This is a genomic window from Rhizobium sp. CNPSo 3670 (assembly GCF_057784555.1).
The window spans coordinates 236,227-257,503 of record NZ_JBXSOL010000005.1 but is presented as its reverse complement, the minus strand read 5'-3'; the positions used below and the strand labels follow the sequence as shown (position 1 = coordinate 257,503).

Sequence of the window (21,277 nt, the reverse complement as noted above, 5' to 3'; positions counted from 1 at the left end):
GAGATGAAGATCACCGACCTGCGCTGTGCCGTTATCGGCAGACACCCGATCGTTCGCATCGTAACCGACGAGGGCCTATATGGCCTGGGCGAAGTCGAATTTACCAAGACCTATCTCAAGCCCTTTGTGCTGCATTTCCGTGAGGCGCTGATCGGCGAAGACCCGACCGATGTCGAGAGAGTGATGCTGAAGATCCGCCAGCGCGGCTCCTTCAAGCCGTATGGCGCGGCGGTGAGCGCGATCGAGCACGCGCTCTGGGATATTGCCGGCAAGGCCGTGGGCGTGCCCGCCTATAAACTGCTCGGCGGCAAGGTGCGGGATAAGGTGCGCGTCTACAACGGCTCGGTCCGCCAAAAACGCACGGACGAGCGGCCGGAGGATTACGCCGCTGACGTCAAATGGATGATGGAGCAGCCGCAGAACTTCTTCATGATCAAGCAGGACATCTCGTTCCACTCCAACATGAAGAACGCCGTTGAGGGCTTCCACTACGGCGTGACGCAGAAGAAGGCCGGCTATCACGGTGCTATGGATCAGGGCGTGATCAGCGAGCGGGGTTTCAACCACATGCTCGACTGCGTGATCGCGATGAAGGAAGTGCTGGGCGACAGGGTCAGCCTGGCGCTCGACTGCGGCCCGGGCTGGATGCTGCCCGACGCGATCAGGTTCGCTCGCGCGGTCGAGAAGTACAATCTGATGTGGCTCGAGGACATGCTGACCGGCGACTACGTGCCGTGGGTCAATCCGCAGGCCTATCGCGAGCTGACGACCTCCACCTCGACGCCAATCCACACTGGTGAGCAGATCTACCTCAGGCACAATTTCAAGGAACTGATCGAGACGCAGGCAGTCCGCGTCATCGGCCCCGATCCAGCCGATATTGGCGGCATTGCCGAGCTCAAATGGGTCGCCGAGCACGCCTACATGCACTCGATCCTGATGGCACCGCACGGCACCGCTAACGGCCTGCTCGGCCTCGGCGCGTTGATCAATGTTTGCGCCACGTTGCCGGCAAATTACGTCGCCTTCGAATATCCGACCGCATCGGACCCTTGGTGGGAGGACCTTGTCATCGGCTTGCCGCCTGAGATCGTGAAAGACAGCATGGTGGATCTGCTGGAAGCGCCTGGGCTGGGTCTCGATATCGATGCTGAGGCGGCAAAGAAATACCTCAGGGAAGAGGACGCGGGCTTTTTCGACTGAACCACCATCCACCTGCCGTGTCTATGCTGTCGGGCGCCGCCGGCATCAACCACATGGCCTTCTATCTCAAGTTCGAGTATCGCCAGGCCGACGGCTCCTACCGCAACCTCTATCCCGATCTCTTGCGCGCCTATCGTGAGGGCAGGGCGCCGAAGCCCGGCTGGAATCCTGCTGCCCGAACAAGGTGCGCTACGAGATGCTGACGCGGCTCGGCTATTTCGTCACCGAGAGCTCGGAGCACTTCGCCGAACACACGCCGGCCGCGAGGACCTGATCGAGAAATTCGGCATTCCGCTCGATGAATATCCGAAGCGCTGCATCCAGCAGATCGAACGCTGGAAGGGTCAGGCCGAGGCGTATCGCAGCGCTGAGATCGAGGTGACGCCGTCCACGCGGCCGCCCCGCAGATTTCGCCCCATTGGCCGGGCACCACCGGCCCAAACCGCCCCTCCACTCTATCGCACCGCCGCGGCCCGGCACCTGATGTTCAAAATTATGGCCGCGAGCCACCTTTATGACCAATCAAATGAACAAACCTTGACAAGACGCCACACGCATGGCAAAATGTACAAAATTCTGGACATGAGATGGCCTCGCGTCCACTCAAATGAACAAAGCAGTATATCGTGCCCCGTCAGAGAAGCTACTCCAGAGTCACGCACCAGGCGCTCACCATGCTCGGCAAGCTGATCCGCGTCGGCCGCGCCGAGCGCGGCCTGACCGCACAGGAACTAGCCAACCGCGCCGGCATCAGCCGCACGACCCTGTCCAGCATCGAAAAAGGCGCGCCGGGCCCGGAGATCGGCATCGTATTCGAAGTCGCCTCAATCGTCGGTGTGCGCCTGTTCGACTATGACGAACGCACTCTCCACCTGCACAACGCCCGCCTTGACGAAAAACTGACCCTGATGCCGAAGAGCGTCCGCCGCAGTGTGAAGGAGGTCGATGATGACTTCTAAGGCGGACGCTACCAAAGCCTTTGTCTGGATGTGGCTGCCGGGGGCGACGGAACCAGTCGTGGCCGGCCGCCTCGACCAGGATGGCGAGCGCCTGCTCTATACCTACGGCGCCAGCTACCGCCGCCGGAACAACGCTATTTCCATCTATGAGCCGGAACTGCCGCTTCAGGAAGGCGTCATTGCGCCTATCAACGGCCTGCAAATGGCAAGCTGCATTCGCGACGGCTCACCGGACGCCTGGGGCCGCCGTGTCATCATCAACAGGCTGACGGGTAAGAAACCCGACGCTGCCGGCGTGCCGGAGATCAGCGAGTTGACCTTCCTGCTCCAGTCAGGCTCCGACCGGATTGGCGCCCTCGACTTTCAGGCATCGGCCACGGAGTACGTCCCCCGCCTTACCGCGCAAGCTTCGCTCGACGAACTCCTCGAAGCGGCCGAACTCATCGAAAAAGGCGTCCCTCTTACTTCGGCACTCGACCAGGCCCTTAATCACGGCACCTCGATCGGTGGCGCGCGTCCAAAGGCGCTAATCGACGACGACACGAAGAAGTTCATCGCGAAATTCTCGGCGACCAACGACACCTACAGCGTCGTGAAAGCCGAGTTCATCGCGATGAGGCTGGCGAGTGCGTGCGGTCTCAACGCCGCTTCAATATCCATGACCCGTGCCGCGCAAAAGGACGTGCTGCTGATCGAGCGCTTCGACCGCAGCCACACCAAAAACGGCTGGACGCGCCACGCCATGGTCTCGGCCCTGACCATGCTGGGCCTTGATGAGATGATGGCCCGCTACGCCTCCTACGAAGACCTCGCCGAATTGATCCGCCACCGCTTTACAGATCCGAAGGAAACGCTCAAGGAGCTCTACGGGCGGATTTGCTTCAACGTATTGTGCGGGAACACCGACGACCATGCCCGCAACCATGCGGCGTTCTGGGACGGCAAATGGCTGACCCTGACCCCCGCTTATGACATCTGCCCGCAAGGCCGCACAGGCAACGAAGCCACGCAGGCGATGCTGATCAAGGGCGAGAGCCGCGCCAGCACGCTCTCCACCTTGCTCGCTGCCGCGCCCGACTATCACCTGAAAGAGGCGGAAGCTGGCGCGCTTATCGAACACCAGATCACGACCATCGCCGAACACTGGCAAGAGGTCTGCGACGAGGCCGAACTAAGCCCCGTCGACCGCAAACTGTTCGCCGCGCGTCAGTTTCTCAACAGCTATGCCCTCGAAGGCCTCGGAAACCACAAGGCACTGCAGGACGCATTCCGCACCGCGCGCGAAACCCTGATCTCCAGCGGAGGGGCCTGACGATGGCCGCGGCTCAAAAGAGGCGCATGGCCTGGAGCCTTCCTTCGCTCCCTTGGCCGTGTCATGGACTGCGGAGCAGACCGCCTCGGGACTGCCGTGGTGTTGTAGCTGCTGTGTTCGTTCGGATAACTGTCTGGCTCCCTAAATCCCCGACCCGTCGAGCTGCTCGTCGTCTTCGCCTTCCCAGGGCGAGGGCATCGAGGCGCGATTGGCAGAGGGCATCGGCATCCAGCATTTCAACTCCGGCTCGGCATATTCGATGATGTGCCCGGGCGAAGAATCCGAGGCGCGCCAGCCTTCTCCGCCGAACTGATCGCCATGCGACCAGTAGGCGAGGTCGACTTCCGCCGGCCCCTGTTCGGATGCTCGGATCGTCACCAGGATGCGGCTGCCGTCTCTCGGTGCGCTTGCCATCTGGCGCCAGCGGTCTTGCTCGTCCATCGTGTTCCTCCTGCCTTGCTGCTGCTCAACTGTCGCCTCGCCGCCGAAAGCGGTCAACCCAAACTTTGCGAGCGCAGGGGGGTGCGGGCTTGCCAGCCGTCGCAATATTCATTCCCGGATCGCTTTTTTCTGGCTTCGCCGGCCAACAATTCTCACCTGCTTGCCAAAAAACCACAATTGCCTCACTTAGTTCATACATCCACCCTCGGCCTTAAGAATTGGATCAAGACTGAATGCGCATAGCCTATGTTTTTCTCGGTGCATTTCTTGCACTCGCCCCGTCCGCCTATGCCGAGGTCGCAGCGCCACCCGTCTTGAAGCCGCTGACGCGGCAGGCCCAGGCGGCTGAATTGAGCGCGCAATTTCTGTCGCGATACAGCTACAAGCCGGTTCCGCTCGACGATGCTCTCTCGGCGAGGGTGATGGATCAGTTCATCAAGTCGCTTGATCCCGACCGCATGCTCTTCCTGCAGGCCGACATCGACAAGTTCATGGCTGACCGCAACGAGATAGACGACGCCATCGAGCGGCAGGACCTGAAGATCCCCTTTGCCATCTTCAACGCCTATGAACGGCGCGTCGTCGACCGCATGACCTATGCGCGTAGCCTGCTCAAGCAGGGCTTCGACTTCAGCGGCAAGGAAGATTATGCGGTGCTGCGCGACAAGGCGCCCTGGCCGCAGTCGGAAGCCGAAAGCAATGACCTCTGGCGCAAGCGCGTCAAGAACGACTGGCTGCGGCTGAAGCTCGGCGGCAAGGACGATGCGGCCATTCGCGAGACGCTCGACAAACGCTATGAGAACACGCTCGAGCGCGCTTACAAGTTCAAGAGCGACGACGTCTTCCAGTCCTTCATGGACGCCTATTCGAATTCGATCGACCCGCACACGGATTATTTCGGTGCGACTGCTTCGGCCGATTTCAACGTCTCGATGAAGCTGTCGCTGTTCGGCATCGGCGCGGTTCTGCAGGAGCGGGACGATTATACGACGATCCGCGAACTCGTGCCCGGGGGGCCGGCGCAGCTCTCCGGCAAGCTCGGCGTCGGCGACCGCATCACCGGCGTCGGCCAGGGCAAGGACGGGCCGATCAAGGAAGTGGTGGGCACCCGTCTCGATGAGGTCGTGCAGATGATCCGCGGCAAGAAAGGCTCGGTGGTGCGGCTCGACATCCTGCCGGCCGATGCCGGCGCCGACGGCGTGCATCGGGTCGTCAGCCTGGTGCGCGACAAGATCAGCCTCGACAAGCAGGCCGCCAGGAAGACCGTGCTGTCGGTGAAGGCGGGCGAGACCACCCGCAAGATCGGCATCATCACCCTGCCGGTCTTTTATGAGGATTTTGAAGCCAAGAACAAGGGCGACAAGGATTACAAGAGCGCCAGCCGCGATGTCGCCAAGCTTCTCGGCGAACTGAGCGAGGAAAAGGTCGACGGCGTTCTCATCGATCTTCGCAACAATGGCGGCGGTTCGCTTGATGAGGCGATCGATCTCACCGGCCTCTTCATCGGCAAGGGCCCGGTCGTTCAGCAGCGCGCCGGCAACGGCAAGATCGAGGTCAAGAGCGCCGACCTAAAAACGCCTGCCTGGACGGGCCCATTGGGCGTTCTGATCAACCGCGGCTCGGCTTCGGCTTCGGAGATTTTTGCCGCGGCAATCCAGGATTACGGCCGCGGCGTGATCATCGGCGAGCCCAGTTTCGGCAAGGGCACGGTTCAGACGGTCGTCGATCTTGACCAGGTGGTGCACAACAGCAAACCCGAATTCGGCGAGCTGAAGGTGACGATCGCCCAGTTTTTCCGGATCAACGGCGGCACGACGCAGCTGCGCGGCGTTACCCCCGATATCAGCCTGCCGGGACTGTCGGATCTGGCGAACTTCGGCGAGACCAGTTATGACAATGCCCTGCCATGGGCGGAGATCAAGCCGGCGAAATATGCGCCGGAAGGTGATGTTACGGCATTGCTGCCGGCTTTGCAGAGCCGCCATGATGCGCGGGTCAAGGGCGATCAGGATTTCCAGCGTCTGCTGCAGGACATCGCCGATCTGAAGGCGCAGCGCGAGAAGGGCGTCGTTTCCCTGAACGAAGCCGAACGCCGCAAGGAAGCGGCCGCCCGGGAAGCACGGTTCAAGGCGCGCGCCGAAGCCGGCGATGGCGACGATCTTGCCGGCGACGACGGCCTGCAGGCGGATGAGCGCAGCCTGAGCGCCGATATCGCCATGGAAAATGCCCGCAAGAAGGCGAAGGACGTCCTGCTCGACGAGGCCGCCGCCATTGTCGGGGACGAGGCGGATTTGCAGGACGGCGCTGTAGAGGCAGCCACGAAGCCGTCGGGAAAGGCGGAGCAGAAATAGGCGGCGCCGATAAACTGCACTATGTCGTTTGGAATGCGCTAACCGGTGATGATGCGAGATGTCCGTTTAACGACAGTTCGAATCTGCTCAACTGCAAGTCATTCCAAGGGGGCTGGAACTGGAAGCGGAAGTTTTATCAACTCCATCGATCTGCCAATCCCGGCCGCGCGGTGGTATCGTTTGCTTCATACTGTTTTCTCTTCCAGTATTCTGACGGGCCGGTCCCACTGGATGAGGACGACGCAGCCGGTTTCGCTCCAGACCGAGTGCTCGGTGCCGGGCCCGTTGACAATGTAGCTGCCGCGGCCGTAATCGCCCGCTTCATCCGATTGCACGCCGTCGAGCACGAGAATTGTTTCGAGCCCCTCATGCCGGTGGCGGGGAACGCCGGCGCCGGCTTCATATTTCAGCAGCGCTACTCCTGGCTGATCACCCTCAAAGGGTCGGATCCAGTGGATCGTCACCTGATCGCGGAAGGGGCCGAACTCGAGATCCTTCCAGCCACCTGAGGTCAGCAATTCGCGGGTTGTTTCAGGCATGGGCGATGCTTTCCAATATCGCGTCGACATGAGCCGTCCAGCCGACGATTGCACCCTGGGCGCGGATCATGGCGATGGCTGCGGCCTTGAACTCCGGAAAATAGCTTTCCGTGGCCTCCTCGGCGAGCAGGCATTCATAGCCGCGGTCGTTGGCCTCACGCATGGTGGTCTGCACGCAGACTTCGGTCGTCACGCCTGCGAAAACCAGCTGTTTGATACCTTTCTGCTGCAGCACTTCGCCGAGCTTGGTCGCATAGAAGGCGCCCTTGCCCGGTTTTTCGATGACGACCTCGCCTTTGACCGGAGCAAGCTCCGGCAGAATTGCTGTGCCGGGCTCGCCGGAGATCAGGATGCGGCCCATGGGACCTTCGTCGCCGATCCTGAGTGTCGGATTGCCGCGGTCGCGTTTCGCCGGCGGCAGATCCGAAAGATCGGGCCGATGGCATTCCATCGTGTGAATGACCGGCAGCCCGGCATAACGAAAGCCCTGGATGAGTCGTTTGACATCGGGCACGATCCTGGTGATGCGGCTGACATCATTGCCGAGGCTGGCGCCGAAGCCGCCGGGCTCGGCAAAGTCACGCTGCATGTCGATGACGATCAGGGCGAGCTGGTCGTGCTTCGCCGGAAAGGCGAAGGGTTCTGCCTTGATCTCCGCCATCAGTGATGCCCCGCCATATGGGCGCCGATCACGCCGATGTCGGCTGAGCGGGCCGGCGTTTCGTAGACCAGCCTACCTTCGGAAATCACCATGATGCGATCGGACATCTCCAGCAGCTCGTCGAGGTCCTCGGAGAGCAGCAACACGGCAGCGCCAGCATTGCGCGCTTTCATGATGCGGGCGCGGATTTCGGCGACGGCCGAGAAATCGAGGCCGAAGCACGGGTTCGAGACGATGAGCAGATCCACCTTGCCGGTGAGTTCACGGGCAAGCACGGCGCGCTGCACATTGCCGCCGGAAAGTGCCGCGATCGGCGAGGCAGACGAGGCTGTCTTCACCTTGAAATCGAAAATCAGCGCCGCGGCGCGCTTCCTCATCTTGCCCTTGTTCAGCCAGATCGCGTCCTTGCCATCTGCTTTGAGGTCAAACGTTCGAAAGGCGAGATTTTCGCTGACCGTCATGCGCGGCGCACAGGCATTCTGCAGCGGCTCCTCGGGAATAAAACGGACATTGTTCTTGCGCGTCTCGGGCCGTGTCGCGCGGTAGGCGTCGCCGTTGACGATAACGCGGCCGGTCTCCGTGGGGCGCTGGCCGGCGAGGATTTCGGTCAATTCCTTCTGGCCATTTCCTGATATCCCGGCGATGCCGACGATCTCGCCGGCGTGAACCATGAGCTCGTCGATTTCGATGGTCTTGAGACCTGAGCGGTCAGGCGCCTTGACCTGCTCGACCTTGAGGACCGGCTTGACGCTCTGCGGGGTGGGAACGCGGCTGTCGAGCTCGGCGAGCTTGACGTCGCCGATCATCATCGTCGCCATCTCGGCCGTGGAGACTTCCCCGACTTTTCCAGAGCCGACAAGCTTGCCGCGTCGCAGAATCGATACGGCATTGGCAAACTTCGTCACCTCATGGAACTTGTGGGAGATCATCAGCACGGTCAGTTCGCCGCGCTCCGTCATCCCGCGCACGAGGCCGAGCATCTCGTCGGCTTCTGCGGGCGTCAGCACCGAGGTCGGCTCGTCGAGGACCAGAAAGGAGCGGCCGAGATAGAGCTGCTTGACGATCTCGAGCTTCTGTTTCTCGCCGGCGGCCAGTTCGCTCACCGGGCGGTCCAGCGAAATCTGGAAGGGCATGCGCTCCATGAAGGCGGCGAGATCCTTCCGCTCCTTCGCCCAGTTGATGATGGCAGGGACTTCAGCGCGGCTGATGACGAGGTTTTCGGCACCCGTTAGCGACGGGACCAGCGTGAAGTGCTGATAGACCATGCCGAGGCCATAGGTCGCCGCGTCCCTTGGCGATGCGATCGCCACTTCGCGACCATCGATGGAGAGCGAGCCCGCTGTCGCGTGATAGAAACCCATGATGCATTTGACGAGCGTCGACTTGCCGGCGCCGTTCTCGCCGAGCAGCGCATGGAAACTGCCGGCTGGCACCTTGATCGAGACATGGTCAAGCGCGGTGAAGCTGCCGAAGCGCATCGTCATGTCGATCGTGTCGATGCCGACGGCCTTGCCGGCCTGCGGGAGTGGCGTGTCGCGGATCGTGCTCATGGCAGCTGGCTCACGAGCGTTGCGGAATTGGAGACGGAGCCGAAGACGCCGCCCTGCATTTTCACCATCTTGATCGCGGCGAGATGGTTGCCGTAGTCGGTCGCGCCGCAGCAGTCTTCCAGCAGCAGGCATTCGAAGCCGCGATCATTGGCCTCGCGCATGGTGGTGGACACGCAGACATCCGTCGTGATGCCTGTGAGGATGATGTTTTCAATACGCTTTCGGTTGAGGATCAGTTCCAGATCGGTGGCGCAGAAGGAGCCCTTGCCGGGCTTGTCGATGATTGCCTCGCCTTCGATCGGATAGAGTTCCGGGATGATGTCCCAGCCCGGCTCGCCGCGTGTGAGGATGCGCCCGCACGGGCCTGGATCGCCTATGCCTGCGCCGATCCGCTGTGAACGCCAGCGCTTGTTGGCCGGCAGGTCGGCGAGATCAGGCCGATGACCCTCGCGGGTGTGGATGATGTGATAGCCCTTCGCGCGCATGGCGGCCAACACCTTCTTGATGGGCTCGATAGGCGCCTGGACCAGGGACAGGTCGTATCCCATGTGGTCGACATAGCCGCCCTTGCCGCAGAAATCCGTCTGCATGTCGATGATGATGAGAGCGGTATTGTCCGCACGCAGGGCGCCGTTATAAGGCCAGGCATAGGGATCGGCGTCGATATAATGTCCTTTGGTTTCGACCATGGCGTCCATCGCTTTTCTCCTATTCACCCGCGAGTTTGAACGTTTCGCCATAGCGGCGCGTCGGCTTGTCGAAGCCGCAGGACGTACCGTCCGTGACCTTCACCTGATCCTCCCAGGGGAGGCGGTATTTGCCGACGATGAGATCGTGCATGTAGGTATAGGGTGCATCATCAGCCCCGCCGGCGACGGCGACATAGCCGCGATGACCGAATTGGTAGATGTTGTTTTCCACACTCCAGCCGAGCCGCGCCTCGCGCACAAGATCCGGTCGCACTTCGGCCGTGATGATCTCGTTGACGCGGCCGGACGTGCCGTGAGCGATGATCGAGCCGTCGAAATTGCAGATCATGCCTTCGCCCATCGAGTCGAACGTGCCGTCGGAGCCGCACATGCAGACGCTCGCTGTAACCATGAGATTGCAGAAGGCGTTCGACTGGTTGGTGAAGCGCCACGCTTCGCGGATCGGCGCTGTATAGCCGGCCGTGCGGATCATGATTTCCGCACCCTTATAGGCGCATTCCCGCGCCATCTCCGGGAACATGCCGTCATGGCAGATAATGAGCGCGAGCTTGGCTCCCTTCGGGCCGTCGATGACGGGAATACCGACATTGCCTGGCTCCCATGGTTCGACCGGCACCCAGGGATGCATCTTGCGGTAATAGAGCTTGAGGTCGCCCTTATCGTCGATGATTAAACCGGAATTATAGGGCGCGCCCTCCGGGTTCAACTCCATGATCGAGAAGCAGCCCCAGATGGTGTTGTCCCTGCAGGTTTTCTTGAAGGCAGAGACCTCCGGCCCATCGAGCGTGCACATGATCTCCGGATTGATATCCATCGACAGGCCGTGCAGCGCATATTCCGGAAAGACGACCAGATCCATGCCGGGCTGGTTGCGCCGCGCCTTGCCGACGAGATCGACGATCGCCTGTGTCTGGCGGGCAAGGTCTTGCCTCGTGGCCGTGACGGGGAGCTGCAGTTGGACGAGGCCAATTCCGACGCCGTGTTCCGATTTGTTCAAACCGCCGAGGCCGTTCATGGTTTGGCTCCTTTCAGGCCCATGCCGTTCGGGCTCATTTCGTGAGGGAAAGCGCGCCAGGCGCGCCGGCAAGCGAACGGGTGGGTGATGAGGTCGCGATCATGATGACGAGGGTGAGCACGTAGGGGGCAGCATAGAAGAGGTAATAGCCCTGGGTCACGCCGATCGATTGCAACGCCGGCCCGAGCGCACCGGCGCCGCCGAATAGCAGCGCGGCGAGGAAGCAGCCGACCGGGTTCCAGCGGGCGAAGATGACGAGTGCGACGGCCATCAAGCCTTGGCCTGAAGAAATGCCCTCGTTCCACGATCCGGGATAATAGAGCGATAGGTAGGCGCCGCCGATCGCCGCCAGCGACCCGCCGACGGCAGTGGCCAGCAGGCGCACCTGATCCGGATTGATGCCCATGGCGCGCGCCGCATCGGTGCTGTCACCGACGACGCGCAGGATGAGGCCCAGCCGGGTATTCCGGAAGGCCCACCAGAGGGTGAAGGCCAGCAAGGCCCCCAGGATGAAGAGAACATTGATGTTCAGCGCTGCCTGGATCTGCGGCAGGCTCGACCAGAAACCGAAGGGAATCGACGGCAGATGCGGCGCTGCAGGCTGAATGAAGGACTTGCCGAGGAAGAAGGCGAGGCCCAGGCCGAACTGCATCATGGCGATGCCGATCGCGATGTCGTTCACCTTCGGCCATTTGCAGATCCAGCCGTGAACGAGACCGAAGATGGCGCCGGTCGCCATTGCGGCGAGCACGCCGAGCCAGGGCGAGTTGGTCATGACGGCTACGGCGTAGGCCGTCATCGCACCGAAGACGAGCGTCCCTTCCAGGCCGAGATTGATGCGGCCGGAGCGCTCGGTGATCGTCTCGCCGAGGCTGACGAAGATGAAGGGGGTGGATACGCGGATGGCGCCCGCCAGGATCGCGAGCGGCACGCCCCAGATGCCGATGCCAGTCTCTTCCATCAGAGGCTCCTTTTCCAGAGGTCGGGATTGAAGATCTTGAAGCGCCCGTAGAAGGTCTCGCAGAAGAGGATGATGATGAAGAGCGTACCCTGCAGCACCAGCACGGTGGCATCGGGCAGGCCCATGCGGCGCTGGATGAGGCCGCCGGAAGCATCGATGCCCCCGAGCAGGATCGCGACCGGGATGATCGCCAGCGGATTGTGGCGGGCGAGGAAGGCGACGAGGATGCCCGTATAGCCATAACCCGCGGCGAGCGAGGCATTGGCGCTCCCCTGGACGGCCACGACCTCGACCATGCCGGCAAGACCTGCGAAGCTGCCGGCGATCGCGGAAAAGCCTGCGATCAGCCTGCCGACCGGCAGACCTTGGATCTGGGCGGCGCGCACATTGCCGCCGGCGATGCGTGCCGCAAAACCGAAGCTCGTCACCTCGATCAATATCCAGGAGAGGATGCAGGCGAGGATGCCGATCACGAGGCCCCAATGCACATCCATGCCGGGAATGTTGCCGAGCATGTATTCGGGCGGCAGCGGCTTGGTCGAGGGCTTGTTGAGACTGGCCGGATCGCGTAGCGGCCCCTCGACGAACTGATTCATCAGAGCGATTGCGATATAGGAGAGCAGCAGCGAAGAAATGGTTTCGTTGACGCCGCGGTAATGGCGCAGGAAGCCGGCAAAGCCGATCCAGATGCCGCCGACGACCATGGCGGCAATCGCCATCAGAACAAGAGCGGGAAACACGGGGGCCGCGCCGACAAGCGGCATGGCCATGGCTGCGGCGGCAACGCCGCCCAGCACGACCGCTCCTTCCCCGCCGATGATGACGAGGCCGAGGCGGGCGGGCAGGGCGACGCAGAGTGCCGTCAGGAGAAGGGGTGCGGCACGGCTTAAGCTGTTCTGCACCGAAAACCAGCTGCCGAAGCCGCCGGTATACATGAGCTGGAAGAGCATGGTCGGCGATTTGCCGACCGCCAGGATGAAGAGGGAGAAGAGCCCGAGCCCGATCAGGATGGCCGCAAGGCCGATGACCACAGGTTCCGCCTTGCGTGCGATCCATTCGAGCAGGGGACGCAGCGCGGCTGGGTTGTCGGAAGCGACTGGCATTGCGGGATCATTGGCCTGAACGGTCATGGCGCTTCTCCCTCACGCGGTTTACGCTGTCGACCCGACGACACCCTCGACCAGATAGTTCATGCTTTCGAGCTCGATTGCGTCTTCCGCGTAGCTCTTGTCGGCCGTGACGACGGTGTTGCCCTTGTTATCCTTCAGCGGCCCCTTGAAGACCGAGAAGCCGCCCTTCATCATTTCGGCATGCGTCGCCTCGAATGCCTTGCGGCCTGCCTCGGGAACACTGGGGCCGAGCGCGCTCATCTTGACGAAACCGTCCTTCAGGCCGCCGCGCACGAAATTGCCGAGCTTTTCGCCGGCCTGGGCCTTCTTGACGAAGTCGCTATAGACATTCCCCCAGGCCCATTCGGCGCCCGTGAGGTATTTCTCCGGCGCAAGCGGGCTCTGATTGGCGTGGTAGCCGCAGACGAAGGCGCCGCGGCCGGCGGCGGTTTCGACGACCACCTTTGGACTGTCGACATGGCAGGTGATGACGTCCGCGCCCTGATCGACCAGCGCGTTGGTGGCTTCCGCCTCCTTGACCGCAAGCGACCATTCGCCGGTGAAAATCACCTGGCAGGTAATGGTCGGATCGACTGCGCGTGCGCCGAGCAGGAAGGCATTGATGTTCTGCAGCACCTGCGGGATCGGCTTGGCGGCGACAAAACCGATCTTCTTGCTCTTCGTTGCATGGCCGGCCGCGATGCCGTTCAGATACTGCCCCTGGAAAATATAACCGAAATAGGAGCCGGTATTGGCCGGATGCTTGCCCTCCTGCCAGAGCCCGCCGCAATGGCGGAACTGGATATCGGGATATTTGGCGGCCATGGCCAGCATATGCGGATCGAAATAGCCGAAGGAGGTCGGGAAGAGCAGGGTGGCGCCATCGAGATTGATCATCGATTCCATCGTCTTCTGAACGTCCACCGTCTCGGGCACGTTCTCTTCCTCGACGACGGTGACGCCGGGCACCGCCTTGACGGCGGCAGCACCCTCTGCATGCGCCTGGTTGTAGCCATAGTCATCCTTGGGACCGACATAGAGGAAGCCGACGGTCAGGGCCGCCTGCGCGAGCGCGCGGGAGGAGAGGAGACCGGGCGCCGCGCCGACGAGAGTGGCGGCGGCGGAAGCCTGAAGAAAATGACGTCGTTTCATGGAAAGGAGTCTGGTCATCGGAATGCTCCCCTGACGGCGGTTTTGCCGTTTTCGATTGGTTACAGAAAAGTGTATGCAATGGTCATGCCAGATTTTAATCTATTGATTCTATGTGTGAAATTGTGAGGGTTCCGGCCGGTGTCCGAGAAGTGCATGCAATTTCATCTTAAAATTAGATGAAAAAATATGCACAGCCTATAAAATCGTCCGACATCTGCCTCGTTTGACTGAAAGGTGCTGGGAATCCGATAGTGCAGAATACAATTTTGCTAGATACATCAATCATATAAACTGATGTTTGACTTTGCCCGCTTGAGCGGGCATGTGTATGCAATCAGAACGGTGTAGAATCATTCCTTGAAGCAAGCCAGGCGCAGAGAAATCATCAGAGCAGGGACGACCGTCGAGCAGATGGTACGTGCGATCGCGGACATGATCGTGACCGGACAGATGCTGCCGGGCGAGAAGCTTGATGAGGTCTCGCTGGCTGCTCGTTTCGAAGTGTCGCGCACACCGGTGCGCGAGGCGCTCCGTGAACTCGGGGCGATGGGGCTTGTCGACCGGGAGCCGAACCGCAGCGCCGTCGTCACCACCGTGACCGAAACCTATCTGCATTCGATGTTCGAGGCGATGGCGGAACTTGAAGCGATCTGCGCCAAGCTCTCGGCCGAGCGTATGACAGTCGACGAGCGGCGCACGCTGGAGTTGGAGCATAAGGCATCAATGAGGCTCGTGCATGCCGGCGCGGAAGAGGAGTATTCGGCGCATAACACGGAATTCCACACCCGCCTTTATCGCGGGGCGCATAATGATCACATCTTTGAGATGGTGACGCAGACACGGGCACGGCTCGCCCCATTTCGGCGGGCGCAGTTTCGGCTGCCCGGTCGCTTGGCAAGGTCCTACGAGGAACACGGTCGGATCGTGATGGCCGTCATGCGAGCGGATGGCATCGCTGCCGCACAGGCAGCTTATTCCCACGTTGTGATGGTCAGCGATGCGAGCGCGGTGTTTGCAACAACCGGAGAGCCGAGCGCGCGAGGCACCTGAAATCTTGCAGGTCATCTGCGACAAGGGGACAGCGATGGCCGCCGCAACTGCAGCGGCTGGCCTTTGTCCATAACGCAGCGAACTTCTTGTTCGCGATCGTCCTCAGGCGTCGAAGCAAAAATATGGCAAATGCGATATCGTCTCGACCCCGCCTTGTCATGAAATCCTGCAGTGGCCGAACCGCCTTGAAGCACTTCGTGCCTCAAGGCCCGCAAGTATCGCCAGCAGGATTTTTTTGAGACGATGCTTCATGCTTTTTTCATTTGATCTGAGACGTAGGCGCGCCAGCCCCCCAATTCCGTAATTTCGCGCGCGCCTTCGATGGCATGAGCCTCGCAGAGAAAACCGGGAATCTGGGAGCCGTCATCGAGCGTTACCTTGCCGATGCCGAGCGGGGCCGGGATGTTCTGGACAAAGCGCCCGAAAGCCTCCGGAGTGACTTTCCACACTTCGACTTCGAGACCCTTGCCGTCAAAACCGGGTTCACGGATCAGGCCTGGCTTCGGCGGGACGGTGCCCGGCAGAACGAAGAGGCGGTAATCCGGTGCCGTACGGCAGGATTTGATGCGCCTGCCGCCCGGTCGCGTCAGTTCGTGGTTGAGAGGCATGCCGGTCAGATGCGCCCCGACGACGACGATCGGCACCAAGCCGTCATCGGCCGGCGGCACGCGGCTCGCCTCGGGGATTGCCGAGAGGCGGTCCTTGCCCATTCCCGCGTTCGCCGCCCGGTGCATTGCGTCGGCGAAGGGGGCCAGGGCATCATCGGTGAAGGCGGGGCCGATCAGAGTCACGCCGGCCGGGAGATGATTATCGGCGTCGAAGCCGACTGGAACGGCGATCGCGGCGCAGCCGAGAAGATTGGCGAAGTTGGTGTACCGGCCGAAATGGCCGTTTTTCACAATCGGATCCGCCATCATCTCGTCGACCGTGTAGGTCGTCGGCGAGGTCGGCAGCATCAGGATATCAGCCTTTTCCCATTCCTTCAGGGTCTTCTGACGCAGCGCCTCGAGCTTGTATCTGCCTTCGAAAGCGGCGACGGCGTCATAGGCTTTAGCGCCCTCGATAATGGTGCGAACCGTCGGATCGAAGTCGGGGCCATTCGTGGCCAGAAAATCCTTCACCGCCGCCAGCCGCTCGGCGACCCAAGGACCGTTGTAGAGCAGCTCTGCTGCCTGCCGAAATGGTGCATAGTCGAAGGGAACGATGGTGGCGCCGAGCGCGCGCGCCCTTTCGATCGCGGCGTCATGGAGAGCTTCGACTTGCCTGTTGCCGAAGAATTCCCGCTCGGCACCGTCGAGCACACCGACCCGCAGACCGGAGGCTGGCAGGCTGGCTGGAACCGCCTTGCGCGAGAAGGGATCGGCGGCATCGTAACCTTCCATCACCTTGCGGATCGCGACGCCGTCGCCGACCGTCGGGGCAAAGATGGTGACGACATCGACGCTGCGGCAGGCCGGCATGACCCCGACATTTGGCACCAGCCCCGGAGTCGGTTTGATGCCGACGAGATTGTTGAAAGCCGCCGGCACGCGACCGGAGCCGGCCGTGTCCGTGCCGAGCGCGAAGCTCGCCAAGCCCGAGGCGACGGCAACGGCCGAGCCGGAGCTTGAGCCGCCCGACACATAGTTCTTGTCGAAGACCGAGCGTGGGGCTCCGTAGGGCGAGCGCGTGCCGTTAAGACCGGTGGCGAACTGGTCGAGATTGGTCTTGCCGATGACGATCGCGCCCGCAGCCCGCAGCCTCGCAACGACGGTTGCGTCCGTCTCCGGCCGATAGGAAAAGGCAGGGCAGGCAGCCGTCGTCGGCAGTCCCGCCACGTCGATATTGTCTTTCACCGCGAAGGGAATGCCCCAAAGCGGCAGGCTGTTGGGATCAGGCGCCCGTTCCATCAGAGCTCGTGCCTCGGCCCGCAAGGCTTCATCAGGCGCCGGCGTGATGAAGATAGCGGGATCCGTCGCGTCATTGCGACGGGCAATGACGATCTCGATAATATCGAGCGGGCTTTTGCCTGCCTCATAGGCTGCGCGAAGGCTGGTCAGATCAAGAATGGTCGGCAGCATGGGTCAGCACTCCTCCAGAACAACAATGATATCGCCCGCTTTGACGTTTCGTCCGGGCCCGGCGCGCAGGTCGCGGACACGGCCTGGCGCATGTGCGGTGACGTTGATTTCCATTTTCATGGATTCGATGATGGCAAGCGTGTCGCCGGCCGCGACCGGTGCGCCCGGCTCGACCAGCAGTTTCCAGATATTGCCGGGCACGGCACTGGCAACACCGAAGCAGCCTTCAGGGATGTCTCCGGCCGGGCTTTCGCCGGTGCCTTCGTCGGTAACGAAGCTGTCGAGACCCGCCTCCTTCCAGCGCCGGCGTTCGGCATCGAAGGCGGCCTGCTGGCGTGCCTTGAAGGTCGCGATCGAGGCGGCATTCGCCTGCAATTCCTGCTCATAGGCGGCGTAGGAAAATTCCGTCTCCTCGATCTTGACGTGATAACCGCCATGCGGAAAGGCGCTGCGGGCTTCCGCCAATTCCTGATGGCTGACCGGGAAGAAGCGGATCTGATCGAAAAAGTCGAGCAGCCACGGCTTGCCCTTGGCAAAGACCGGCGTCTGGCGCCAGGTATTCCAGACCTGGATGGTGCGCCCGAAGAGCTGGTAGCCGCCGGGGCCTTCCATGCCGTAGATGCACATATAGGCCCCGCCGATGCCGACGGCATTTTCAGGCGTCCAGGTGCGGGCGGGATTGTACTTGGTCGTCACCAGCCGATGGCGTGGATCGACCGGGGTCGCCACCGGTGCGCCGAGATAGACGTCGCCGAGGCCGAGCACGAGGTAGCTCGCATCGAAGACGACGTCGCGCACGGCCTGTTCGTCTGCCAGCCCGTTGATGCGGCGGATGAACTCGATGTTATCGGGGCACCAGGGCGCATTCGGCCGTACGAGTTCCTGATATTTGCGCATGGCAAGTTCCGCGTCCGGGTCGTTCCAGGAAAGCGGCAGATGCACGATGCGGCTCGGCACGGTGACGTCCTGGGCCGCCGGCAGGCTCGCTTCGATTTCGGCCAGCAGGCCGAGCAGGCGCTTGCGGGTCAGCGTCGTGCCGTCATAGTGGATCTGCAGCGAACGGATCCCAGGCGTGAGATCGACGATGCCGGGCAGACGGGCCTGCGAGACGGCCTGCATGAGCAGATGCACCCTCAGCCGCAGGGCGATATCGAGGGTCATCGGCCCGTATTCGACCAACAGGTTGTCATCGCCCTGCCGGCGGTAGACGACCGAAACAGGGCCGTCGTCGCGCCTGCCGATAACAGGCGAGCCCGTCTCTTCCTTCACCCGATGCACGACCGGACCGGCAATCGGATCTTCCGGTCGCGTGGCAGGATGAAAGCGAATGCGATCGCCCGGCTTGAACTGCCCCATCTTCCATTGTTCGTCGCGCGCGATCACCGCCGGGCAGACGAAGCCGCCGAGGCTCGGGCCATCAGGCCCTAGAATGATCGGCATGTCGCCGGTGAAATCGATGGCACCGATTGCATAGGCATTGTCATGAAGGTTGGAGGGATGAAGGCCAGCCTCGCCGCCATCGCTGCGCGCCCATTTCGGCGCGGGACCGATCAGCCGAACGCCGGTCCGGGCGCTATTGAAATGCACCTCGTAACTCGTCGAAAACAGCGTCTCGATATCGCCGTCCTGGAAGAAATCAGGCGCGCCATGCGGGCCGTAGACGACGCCGACCTGCCATTCGCGCGTCAGCTCTGCCGGCTCCGTCGCCGGCTTCGGCACTTCGGCCGCCACCTGACGGGCAAGATGCAGCACATGGCCGGTCTTCAGCGTGCCGGTGGCGTTGCCGCCGAACTGGCCGAGACCGAAGGCGGCGCGCGAGCCGAGCACGACGGGAGCGGCAAAACCGCCCGCCACGGCGAGGTAGGCCCTCTGCCCCGGTCCATCGATGCTGCCGATTGCGAGGACCTGGCCGGCGCGGACGTTCACCGCATTGCCATGCGGCAGATTCACGCCGTCGATGCTCATCGCCATCCTGGCGCCGGCAAGGGCAACCGTCGTATCGGTATGGAATTTCAGCATCGGGCCGGACACGGTCAGCTCCAGTGCTGCGACCATATCGCCATTGCCGACGAGTCGATTGGCGTGGCGGAACGAGCGCTCATCCATCGGCCCGCTCGGCGGCACGCCGACATGCCAGAGTCCAAGCCGGCCCGGCAGTTCCTGGATGCTTGATTGCGCGCCCGGCGCGATCACCTCGATGACATCGGGCACGAAGGAAAAATCACGTAGCGCCGTCGTCGCCACCTTGCCGCTCGCCAGAAGCTCGGAGCTGGCGATGGCCCTGAGATAGTCGAGGTTGGTTTCGATGCCCGATATCGATGTTTCGCCAAGTGCCGACTTTAGCTTTTCGATCGCCGCCGTTCGGTCCTCGGCTGACACGATCACCTTGGCGAGCATCGGATCGTAGAAGGGCGTGACCTCCGTGCCGGTCTCGATCCAGCCGTCGATGCGCCCGTCTTGCGGGAAGGACACCTCCGTCAGCAGGCCGGCGCTCGGGCGGAAATCGGCATGCGGCATCTCGGCATAGACACGCACCTCGATCGCCGCTCCCTTCGGCTGCAGGGCCTCGGCGCCCGAGAGCACGTCCTCGCCGGCCGCCTGACGGATCATCCATTCGACAAGATCGATGCCGAACACAGCTTCGGTGACGGGGTGTTCGACCTGCAGGCGGGTGTTGACCTCGAGGAAGTAGAATTCTTCGCGCAGGGGATCGTAGATGAATTCCACGGTGCCGGCGGATTCGTAGGAGACCACAGCACCGAGATCGACGGCAGACTTATGCAGGCGGGCGCGGGTCGCGGCCGAAAGTCCGGGGGCGGGAGTTTCCTCGACCACCTTCTGGTTTCGCCGCTGCAGCGAGCAGTCGCGCTCGCCGAGCGCGATGACCTTGCCTTGGCCGTTGCCGAAGATTTGCACTTCGACATGCCGGGCCGCGGCTACGAAACGCTCGATATAGACGCGTGCATCGCCGAAGCTGGCCCGCGCCGTACGCTGCACGCTTTCGAAGGACGCCTTCAGGCTTTCGGCATCGGCACAGAGCTGCATGCCGATGCCGCCGCCGCCGGCCGTGCTTTTCAGCATCACGGGATAGCCGATTTCTTCGGCCGCAGCGAGCGCTGCATCGGCGCTCGAAAGCAGGCTCGTGCCGGGCAACAGCGGCACGCCGCTCGCCTTGGCGAGTTCGCGGGCCGTATGCTTCAGCCCAAAGGCAGAGAGGTGCTCGGGCCGTGGGCCGATGAAGGTGATGCCTTCGGTGGCAAGGCGCTCGGCAAAGCCGATATTTTCCGACAGGAAGCCGTAGCCCGGATGCACCGCCTCGGCCCCCGTCGCCTTGCAGGCGGCAATGACGGCGTCGACATTCAAATAGCTTTCGCTGGCCGGCGCCGGCCCGAGACGGATCGCCTCATCCGCCATCATAGCGGGCTTGGCGAAGCGGTCGGCATCGGAATAGACCGCGACGGAGGCAATGCCCATCCGTCGCAGCGTCTTGATAACCCGCACGGCGATTTCGCCCCGGTTGGCGATCAGGACTTTCTTGAACATGCTCAGTCCTCGCCGTCCCAGATCAGCACCCGGATCGGGGTCGGATCGAAGCCGTTACAGGGGTTGTTGATCTGCGGGCAATTGGAGATGACGCAGAGCACGTCCATTTCCGCGACGAGTTCGACATAGTCGCCAGGCGCCGAAATACCATCGACGATGGTCATCTCGCCATTCGGCTTGATCGGCACGTTCATGAAGAAATTGATGTTGGGCACGATGTCGCGCTTGCCCATGCCGTGTTTGCTGACCTCGAGGACGAAGTTGTCGCGGCAGGCATGCAGGTATTTCGTGCCATGGCCGAAGCGCACCGTATTGCTCTCGCAGGAACAGGCGCCGGCAGACGTGTCATGGCGGCCGCAGCTGTCAGCCGTCATGGTCAGCATCACATTGCCTTCATTCGATATGATCTTCGTGCCGATGCCGATATAGGCAGCGCCCTGCATGCGCATCGTATCCTGATTGGAATAGCGCTCGGCGAAATCGTCGGCACGATAGAAGAGCGTGTCGATCGCCTGCTGGCCAAGACTGTCTTCGATGCGGATCGTCTGGCCCTTGCGCACCACGCCGGACCATGGGGCTTCGGCCGGAATGAAATGATCCTGCACAGCATTCTGAACAGTACGGGCAGGAGAGGTCTGGATGAAATCGGACATCGTCTTCT

The 21,277-nt window shown here is 62.1% G+C and carries 17 protein-coding genes and 1 pseudogene; 6 read left to right on the top strand and 12 right to left on the bottom strand.

Annotation, left to right across the window (positions count from 1 at the left end):
• Positions 1-3: 3 nt before the first annotated feature.
• The 4 genes and pseudogenes from AC13QO_RS07460 (at position 4) to AC13QO_RS07445 (ending at position 3,474) form a co-directional block, all read left to right on the top strand.
• Complete coding sequence (locus tag AC13QO_RS07460; protein WP_488540324.1) at positions 4-1,203, top strand: mandelate racemase/muconate lactonizing enzyme family protein; 1,200 nt, start codon at positions 4-6, stop codon at positions 1,201-1,203.
• A gap of 35 nt (positions 1,204-1,238) precedes the next feature.
• Positions 1,239-1,593, top strand: a pseudogene (locus AC13QO_RS07455) (family 4 glycosyl hydrolase); the annotation flags it as partial.
• A 284-nt stretch (positions 1,594-1,877) separates the two neighbouring features.
• Positions 1,878-2,162 carry a helix-turn-helix transcriptional regulator gene (locus AC13QO_RS07450; RefSeq protein WP_488540323.1) on the top strand — a complete coding sequence of 95 codons (285 nt, stop codon included), beginning with the start codon at positions 1,878-1,880 and terminating at the stop codon, positions 2,160-2,162.
• On the top strand, positions 2,152-3,474 hold the full coding sequence (locus AC13QO_RS07445) for a type II toxin-antitoxin system HipA family toxin (RefSeq protein ID WP_488540322.1): 1,323 nt from the start codon (positions 2,152-2,154) through the stop codon (positions 3,472-3,474). Before AC13QO_RS07450 ends, AC13QO_RS07445 begins: the two co-directional genes overlap by 11 nt.
• A gap of 141 nt (positions 3,475-3,615) precedes the next feature.
• On the opposite strand, the gene AC13QO_RS07440 is transcribed toward AC13QO_RS07445, so the two are convergent.
• Complete coding sequence (locus tag AC13QO_RS07440) at positions 3,616-3,915, bottom strand: hypothetical protein (RefSeq protein ID WP_488540321.1); 300 nt, start codon at positions 3,913-3,915, stop codon at positions 3,616-3,618.
• Positions 3,916-4,148: 233 nt separating this feature from the next.
• On the opposite strand from AC13QO_RS07440, the gene AC13QO_RS07435 reads away from it, so the two are divergent.
• Positions 4,149-6,266 (top strand): carboxy terminal-processing peptidase, encoded by a 2,118-nt coding sequence (locus AC13QO_RS07435; protein WP_488540320.1) that lies wholly within the window; start codon positions 4,149-4,151, stop codon positions 6,264-6,266.
• Positions 6,267-6,451: 185 nt separating this feature from the next.
• Here the strand turns inward: AC13QO_RS07435 and AC13QO_RS07430 are convergent, their stop codons facing one another.
• From AC13QO_RS07430 to AC13QO_RS07395, 8 genes are read right to left on the bottom strand one after another with little or no spacing between them, the layout of a single operon-like run.
• On the bottom strand, positions 6,452-6,805 hold the full coding sequence (locus AC13QO_RS07430) for a cupin domain-containing protein (RefSeq protein ID WP_085780951.1): 354 nt from the start codon (positions 6,803-6,805) through the stop codon (positions 6,452-6,454).
• A complete protein-coding gene (locus tag AC13QO_RS07425; protein WP_488540319.1) occupies positions 6,798-7,466 on the bottom strand; it encodes a cysteine hydrolase family protein in 669 nt (222 codons plus the stop codon). The genes AC13QO_RS07430 and AC13QO_RS07425 overlap by 8 nt, the downstream gene beginning before the upstream one ends.
• Complete coding sequence (locus tag AC13QO_RS07420) at positions 7,466-9,016, bottom strand: ABC transporter ATP-binding protein (RefSeq protein ID WP_488540318.1); 1,551 nt, start codon at positions 9,014-9,016, stop codon at positions 7,466-7,468. Before AC13QO_RS07420 ends, AC13QO_RS07425 begins: the two co-directional genes overlap by 1 nt.
• Positions 9,013-9,714 (bottom strand): biuret amidohydrolase, encoded by a 702-nt coding sequence (biuH, locus tag AC13QO_RS07415; RefSeq protein WP_085780954.1) that lies wholly within the window; start codon positions 9,712-9,714, stop codon positions 9,013-9,015. Before biuH ends, AC13QO_RS07420 begins: the two co-directional genes overlap by 4 nt.
• 10 nt (positions 9,715-9,724) lie before the next feature.
• A complete protein-coding gene (locus tag AC13QO_RS07410; protein ID WP_488540317.1) occupies positions 9,725-10,741 on the bottom strand; it encodes a formamidase in 1,017 nt (338 codons plus the stop codon).
• A gap of 34 nt (positions 10,742-10,775) precedes the next feature.
• Positions 10,776-11,702, bottom strand: a complete 927-nt coding sequence (locus AC13QO_RS07405; protein ID WP_488540316.1) for an ABC transporter permease — start codon at positions 11,700-11,702, stop codon at positions 10,776-10,778.
• A complete protein-coding gene (locus AC13QO_RS07400; protein ID WP_488540315.1) occupies positions 11,702-12,832 on the bottom strand; it encodes an ABC transporter permease in 1,131 nt (376 codons plus the stop codon). The genes AC13QO_RS07405 and AC13QO_RS07400 overlap by 1 nt, the downstream gene beginning before the upstream one ends.
• A gap of 21 nt (positions 12,833-12,853) precedes the next feature.
• Complete coding sequence (locus AC13QO_RS07395; RefSeq protein ID WP_488540314.1) at positions 12,854-13,981, bottom strand: BMP family ABC transporter substrate-binding protein; 1,128 nt, start codon at positions 13,979-13,981, stop codon at positions 12,854-12,856.
• Between the two features lie 339 nt (positions 13,982-14,320).
• Here AC13QO_RS07395 and AC13QO_RS07390 point away from each other — a divergent pair, with 339 nt between their 5' ends.
• On the top strand, positions 14,321-15,013 hold the full coding sequence (locus AC13QO_RS07390; protein ID WP_488540313.1) for a GntR family transcriptional regulator: 693 nt from the start codon (positions 14,321-14,323) through the stop codon (positions 15,011-15,013).
• A 248-nt stretch (positions 15,014-15,261) separates the two neighbouring features.
• Here AC13QO_RS07390 and atzF read toward each other — a convergent pair whose 3' ends face one another.
• From atzF to AC13QO_RS07375, 3 genes are read right to left on the bottom strand one after another with little or no spacing between them, the layout of a single operon-like run.
• Positions 15,262-17,073, bottom strand: coding sequence for an allophanate hydrolase (gene atzF, locus AC13QO_RS07385; RefSeq protein ID WP_488540312.1), 1,812 nt, complete (start codon positions 17,071-17,073; stop codon positions 15,262-15,264).
• Positions 17,074-17,076: 3 nt separating this feature from the next.
• Positions 17,077-20,616 carry an urea carboxylase gene (uca, locus tag AC13QO_RS07380; RefSeq protein ID WP_488540311.1) on the bottom strand — a complete coding sequence of 1,180 codons (3,540 nt, stop codon included), beginning with the start codon at positions 20,614-20,616 and terminating at the stop codon, positions 17,077-17,079.
• Positions 20,617-20,618: 2 nt separating this feature from the next.
• Positions 20,619-21,269 (bottom strand): urea amidolyase associated protein UAAP2, encoded by a 651-nt coding sequence (locus AC13QO_RS07375; protein ID WP_085780962.1) that lies wholly within the window; start codon positions 21,267-21,269, stop codon positions 20,619-20,621.
• Positions 21,270-21,277 lie beyond the last annotated feature (8 nt).

What these genes read in the sequence shown, in the direction of transcription:
- AC13QO_RS07460 (WP_488540324.1), top strand. Translation starts at nt 4, where the DNA reads ATGAAGATCACCGACCTGCGCTGTGCCGTTATCGGCAGACACCCGATC.
- AC13QO_RS07450 (WP_488540323.1), top strand. Translation starts at nt 1,878, where the DNA reads ATGCTCGGCAAGCTGATCCGCGTCGGCCGCGCCGAGCGCGGCCTGACC.
- AC13QO_RS07445 (WP_488540322.1), top strand. Translation starts at nt 2,152, where the DNA reads ATGACTTCTAAGGCGGACGCTACCAAAGCCTTTGTCTGGATGTGGCTG.
- AC13QO_RS07440 (WP_488540321.1), bottom strand. Translation starts at nt 3,915, where the DNA reads ATGGACGAGCAAGACCGCTGGCGCCAGATGGCAAGCGCACCGAGAGAC.
- AC13QO_RS07435 (WP_488540320.1), top strand. Translation starts at nt 4,149, where the DNA reads ATGCGCATAGCCTATGTTTTTCTCGGTGCATTTCTTGCACTCGCCCCG.
- AC13QO_RS07430 (WP_085780951.1), bottom strand. Translation starts at nt 6,805, where the DNA reads ATGCCTGAAACAACCCGCGAATTGCTGACCTCAGGTGGCTGGAAGGAT.
- AC13QO_RS07425 (WP_488540319.1), bottom strand. Translation starts at nt 7,466, where the DNA reads ATGGCGGAGATCAAGGCAGAACCCTTCGCCTTTCCGGCGAAGCACGAC.
- AC13QO_RS07420 (WP_488540318.1), bottom strand. Translation starts at nt 9,016, where the DNA reads ATGAGCACGATCCGCGACACGCCACTCCCGCAGGCCGGCAAGGCCGTC.
- biuH (WP_085780954.1), bottom strand. Translation starts at nt 9,714, where the DNA reads ATGGACGCCATGGTCGAAACCAAAGGACATTATATCGACGCCGATCCC.
- AC13QO_RS07410 (WP_488540317.1), bottom strand. Translation starts at nt 10,741, where the DNA reads ATGAACGGCCTCGGCGGTTTGAACAAATCGGAACACGGCGTCGGAATT.
- AC13QO_RS07405 (WP_488540316.1), bottom strand. Translation starts at nt 11,702, where the DNA reads ATGGAAGAGACTGGCATCGGCATCTGGGGCGTGCCGCTCGCGATCCTG.
- AC13QO_RS07400 (WP_488540315.1), bottom strand. Translation starts at nt 12,832, where the DNA reads ATGACCGTTCAGGCCAATGATCCCGCAATGCCAGTCGCTTCCGACAAC.
- AC13QO_RS07395 (WP_488540314.1), bottom strand. Translation starts at nt 13,981, where the DNA reads ATGACCAGACTCCTTTCCATGAAACGACGTCATTTTCTTCAGGCTTCC.
- atzF (WP_488540312.1), bottom strand. Translation starts at nt 17,073, where the DNA reads ATGCTGCCGACCATTCTTGATCTGACCAGCCTTCGCGCAGCCTATGAG.
- uca (WP_488540311.1), bottom strand. Translation starts at nt 20,616, where the DNA reads ATGTTCAAGAAAGTCCTGATCGCCAACCGGGGCGAAATCGCCGTGCGG.
- AC13QO_RS07375 (WP_085780962.1), bottom strand. Translation starts at nt 21,269, where the DNA reads ATGTCCGATTTCATCCAGACCTCTCCTGCCCGTACTGTTCAGAATGCT.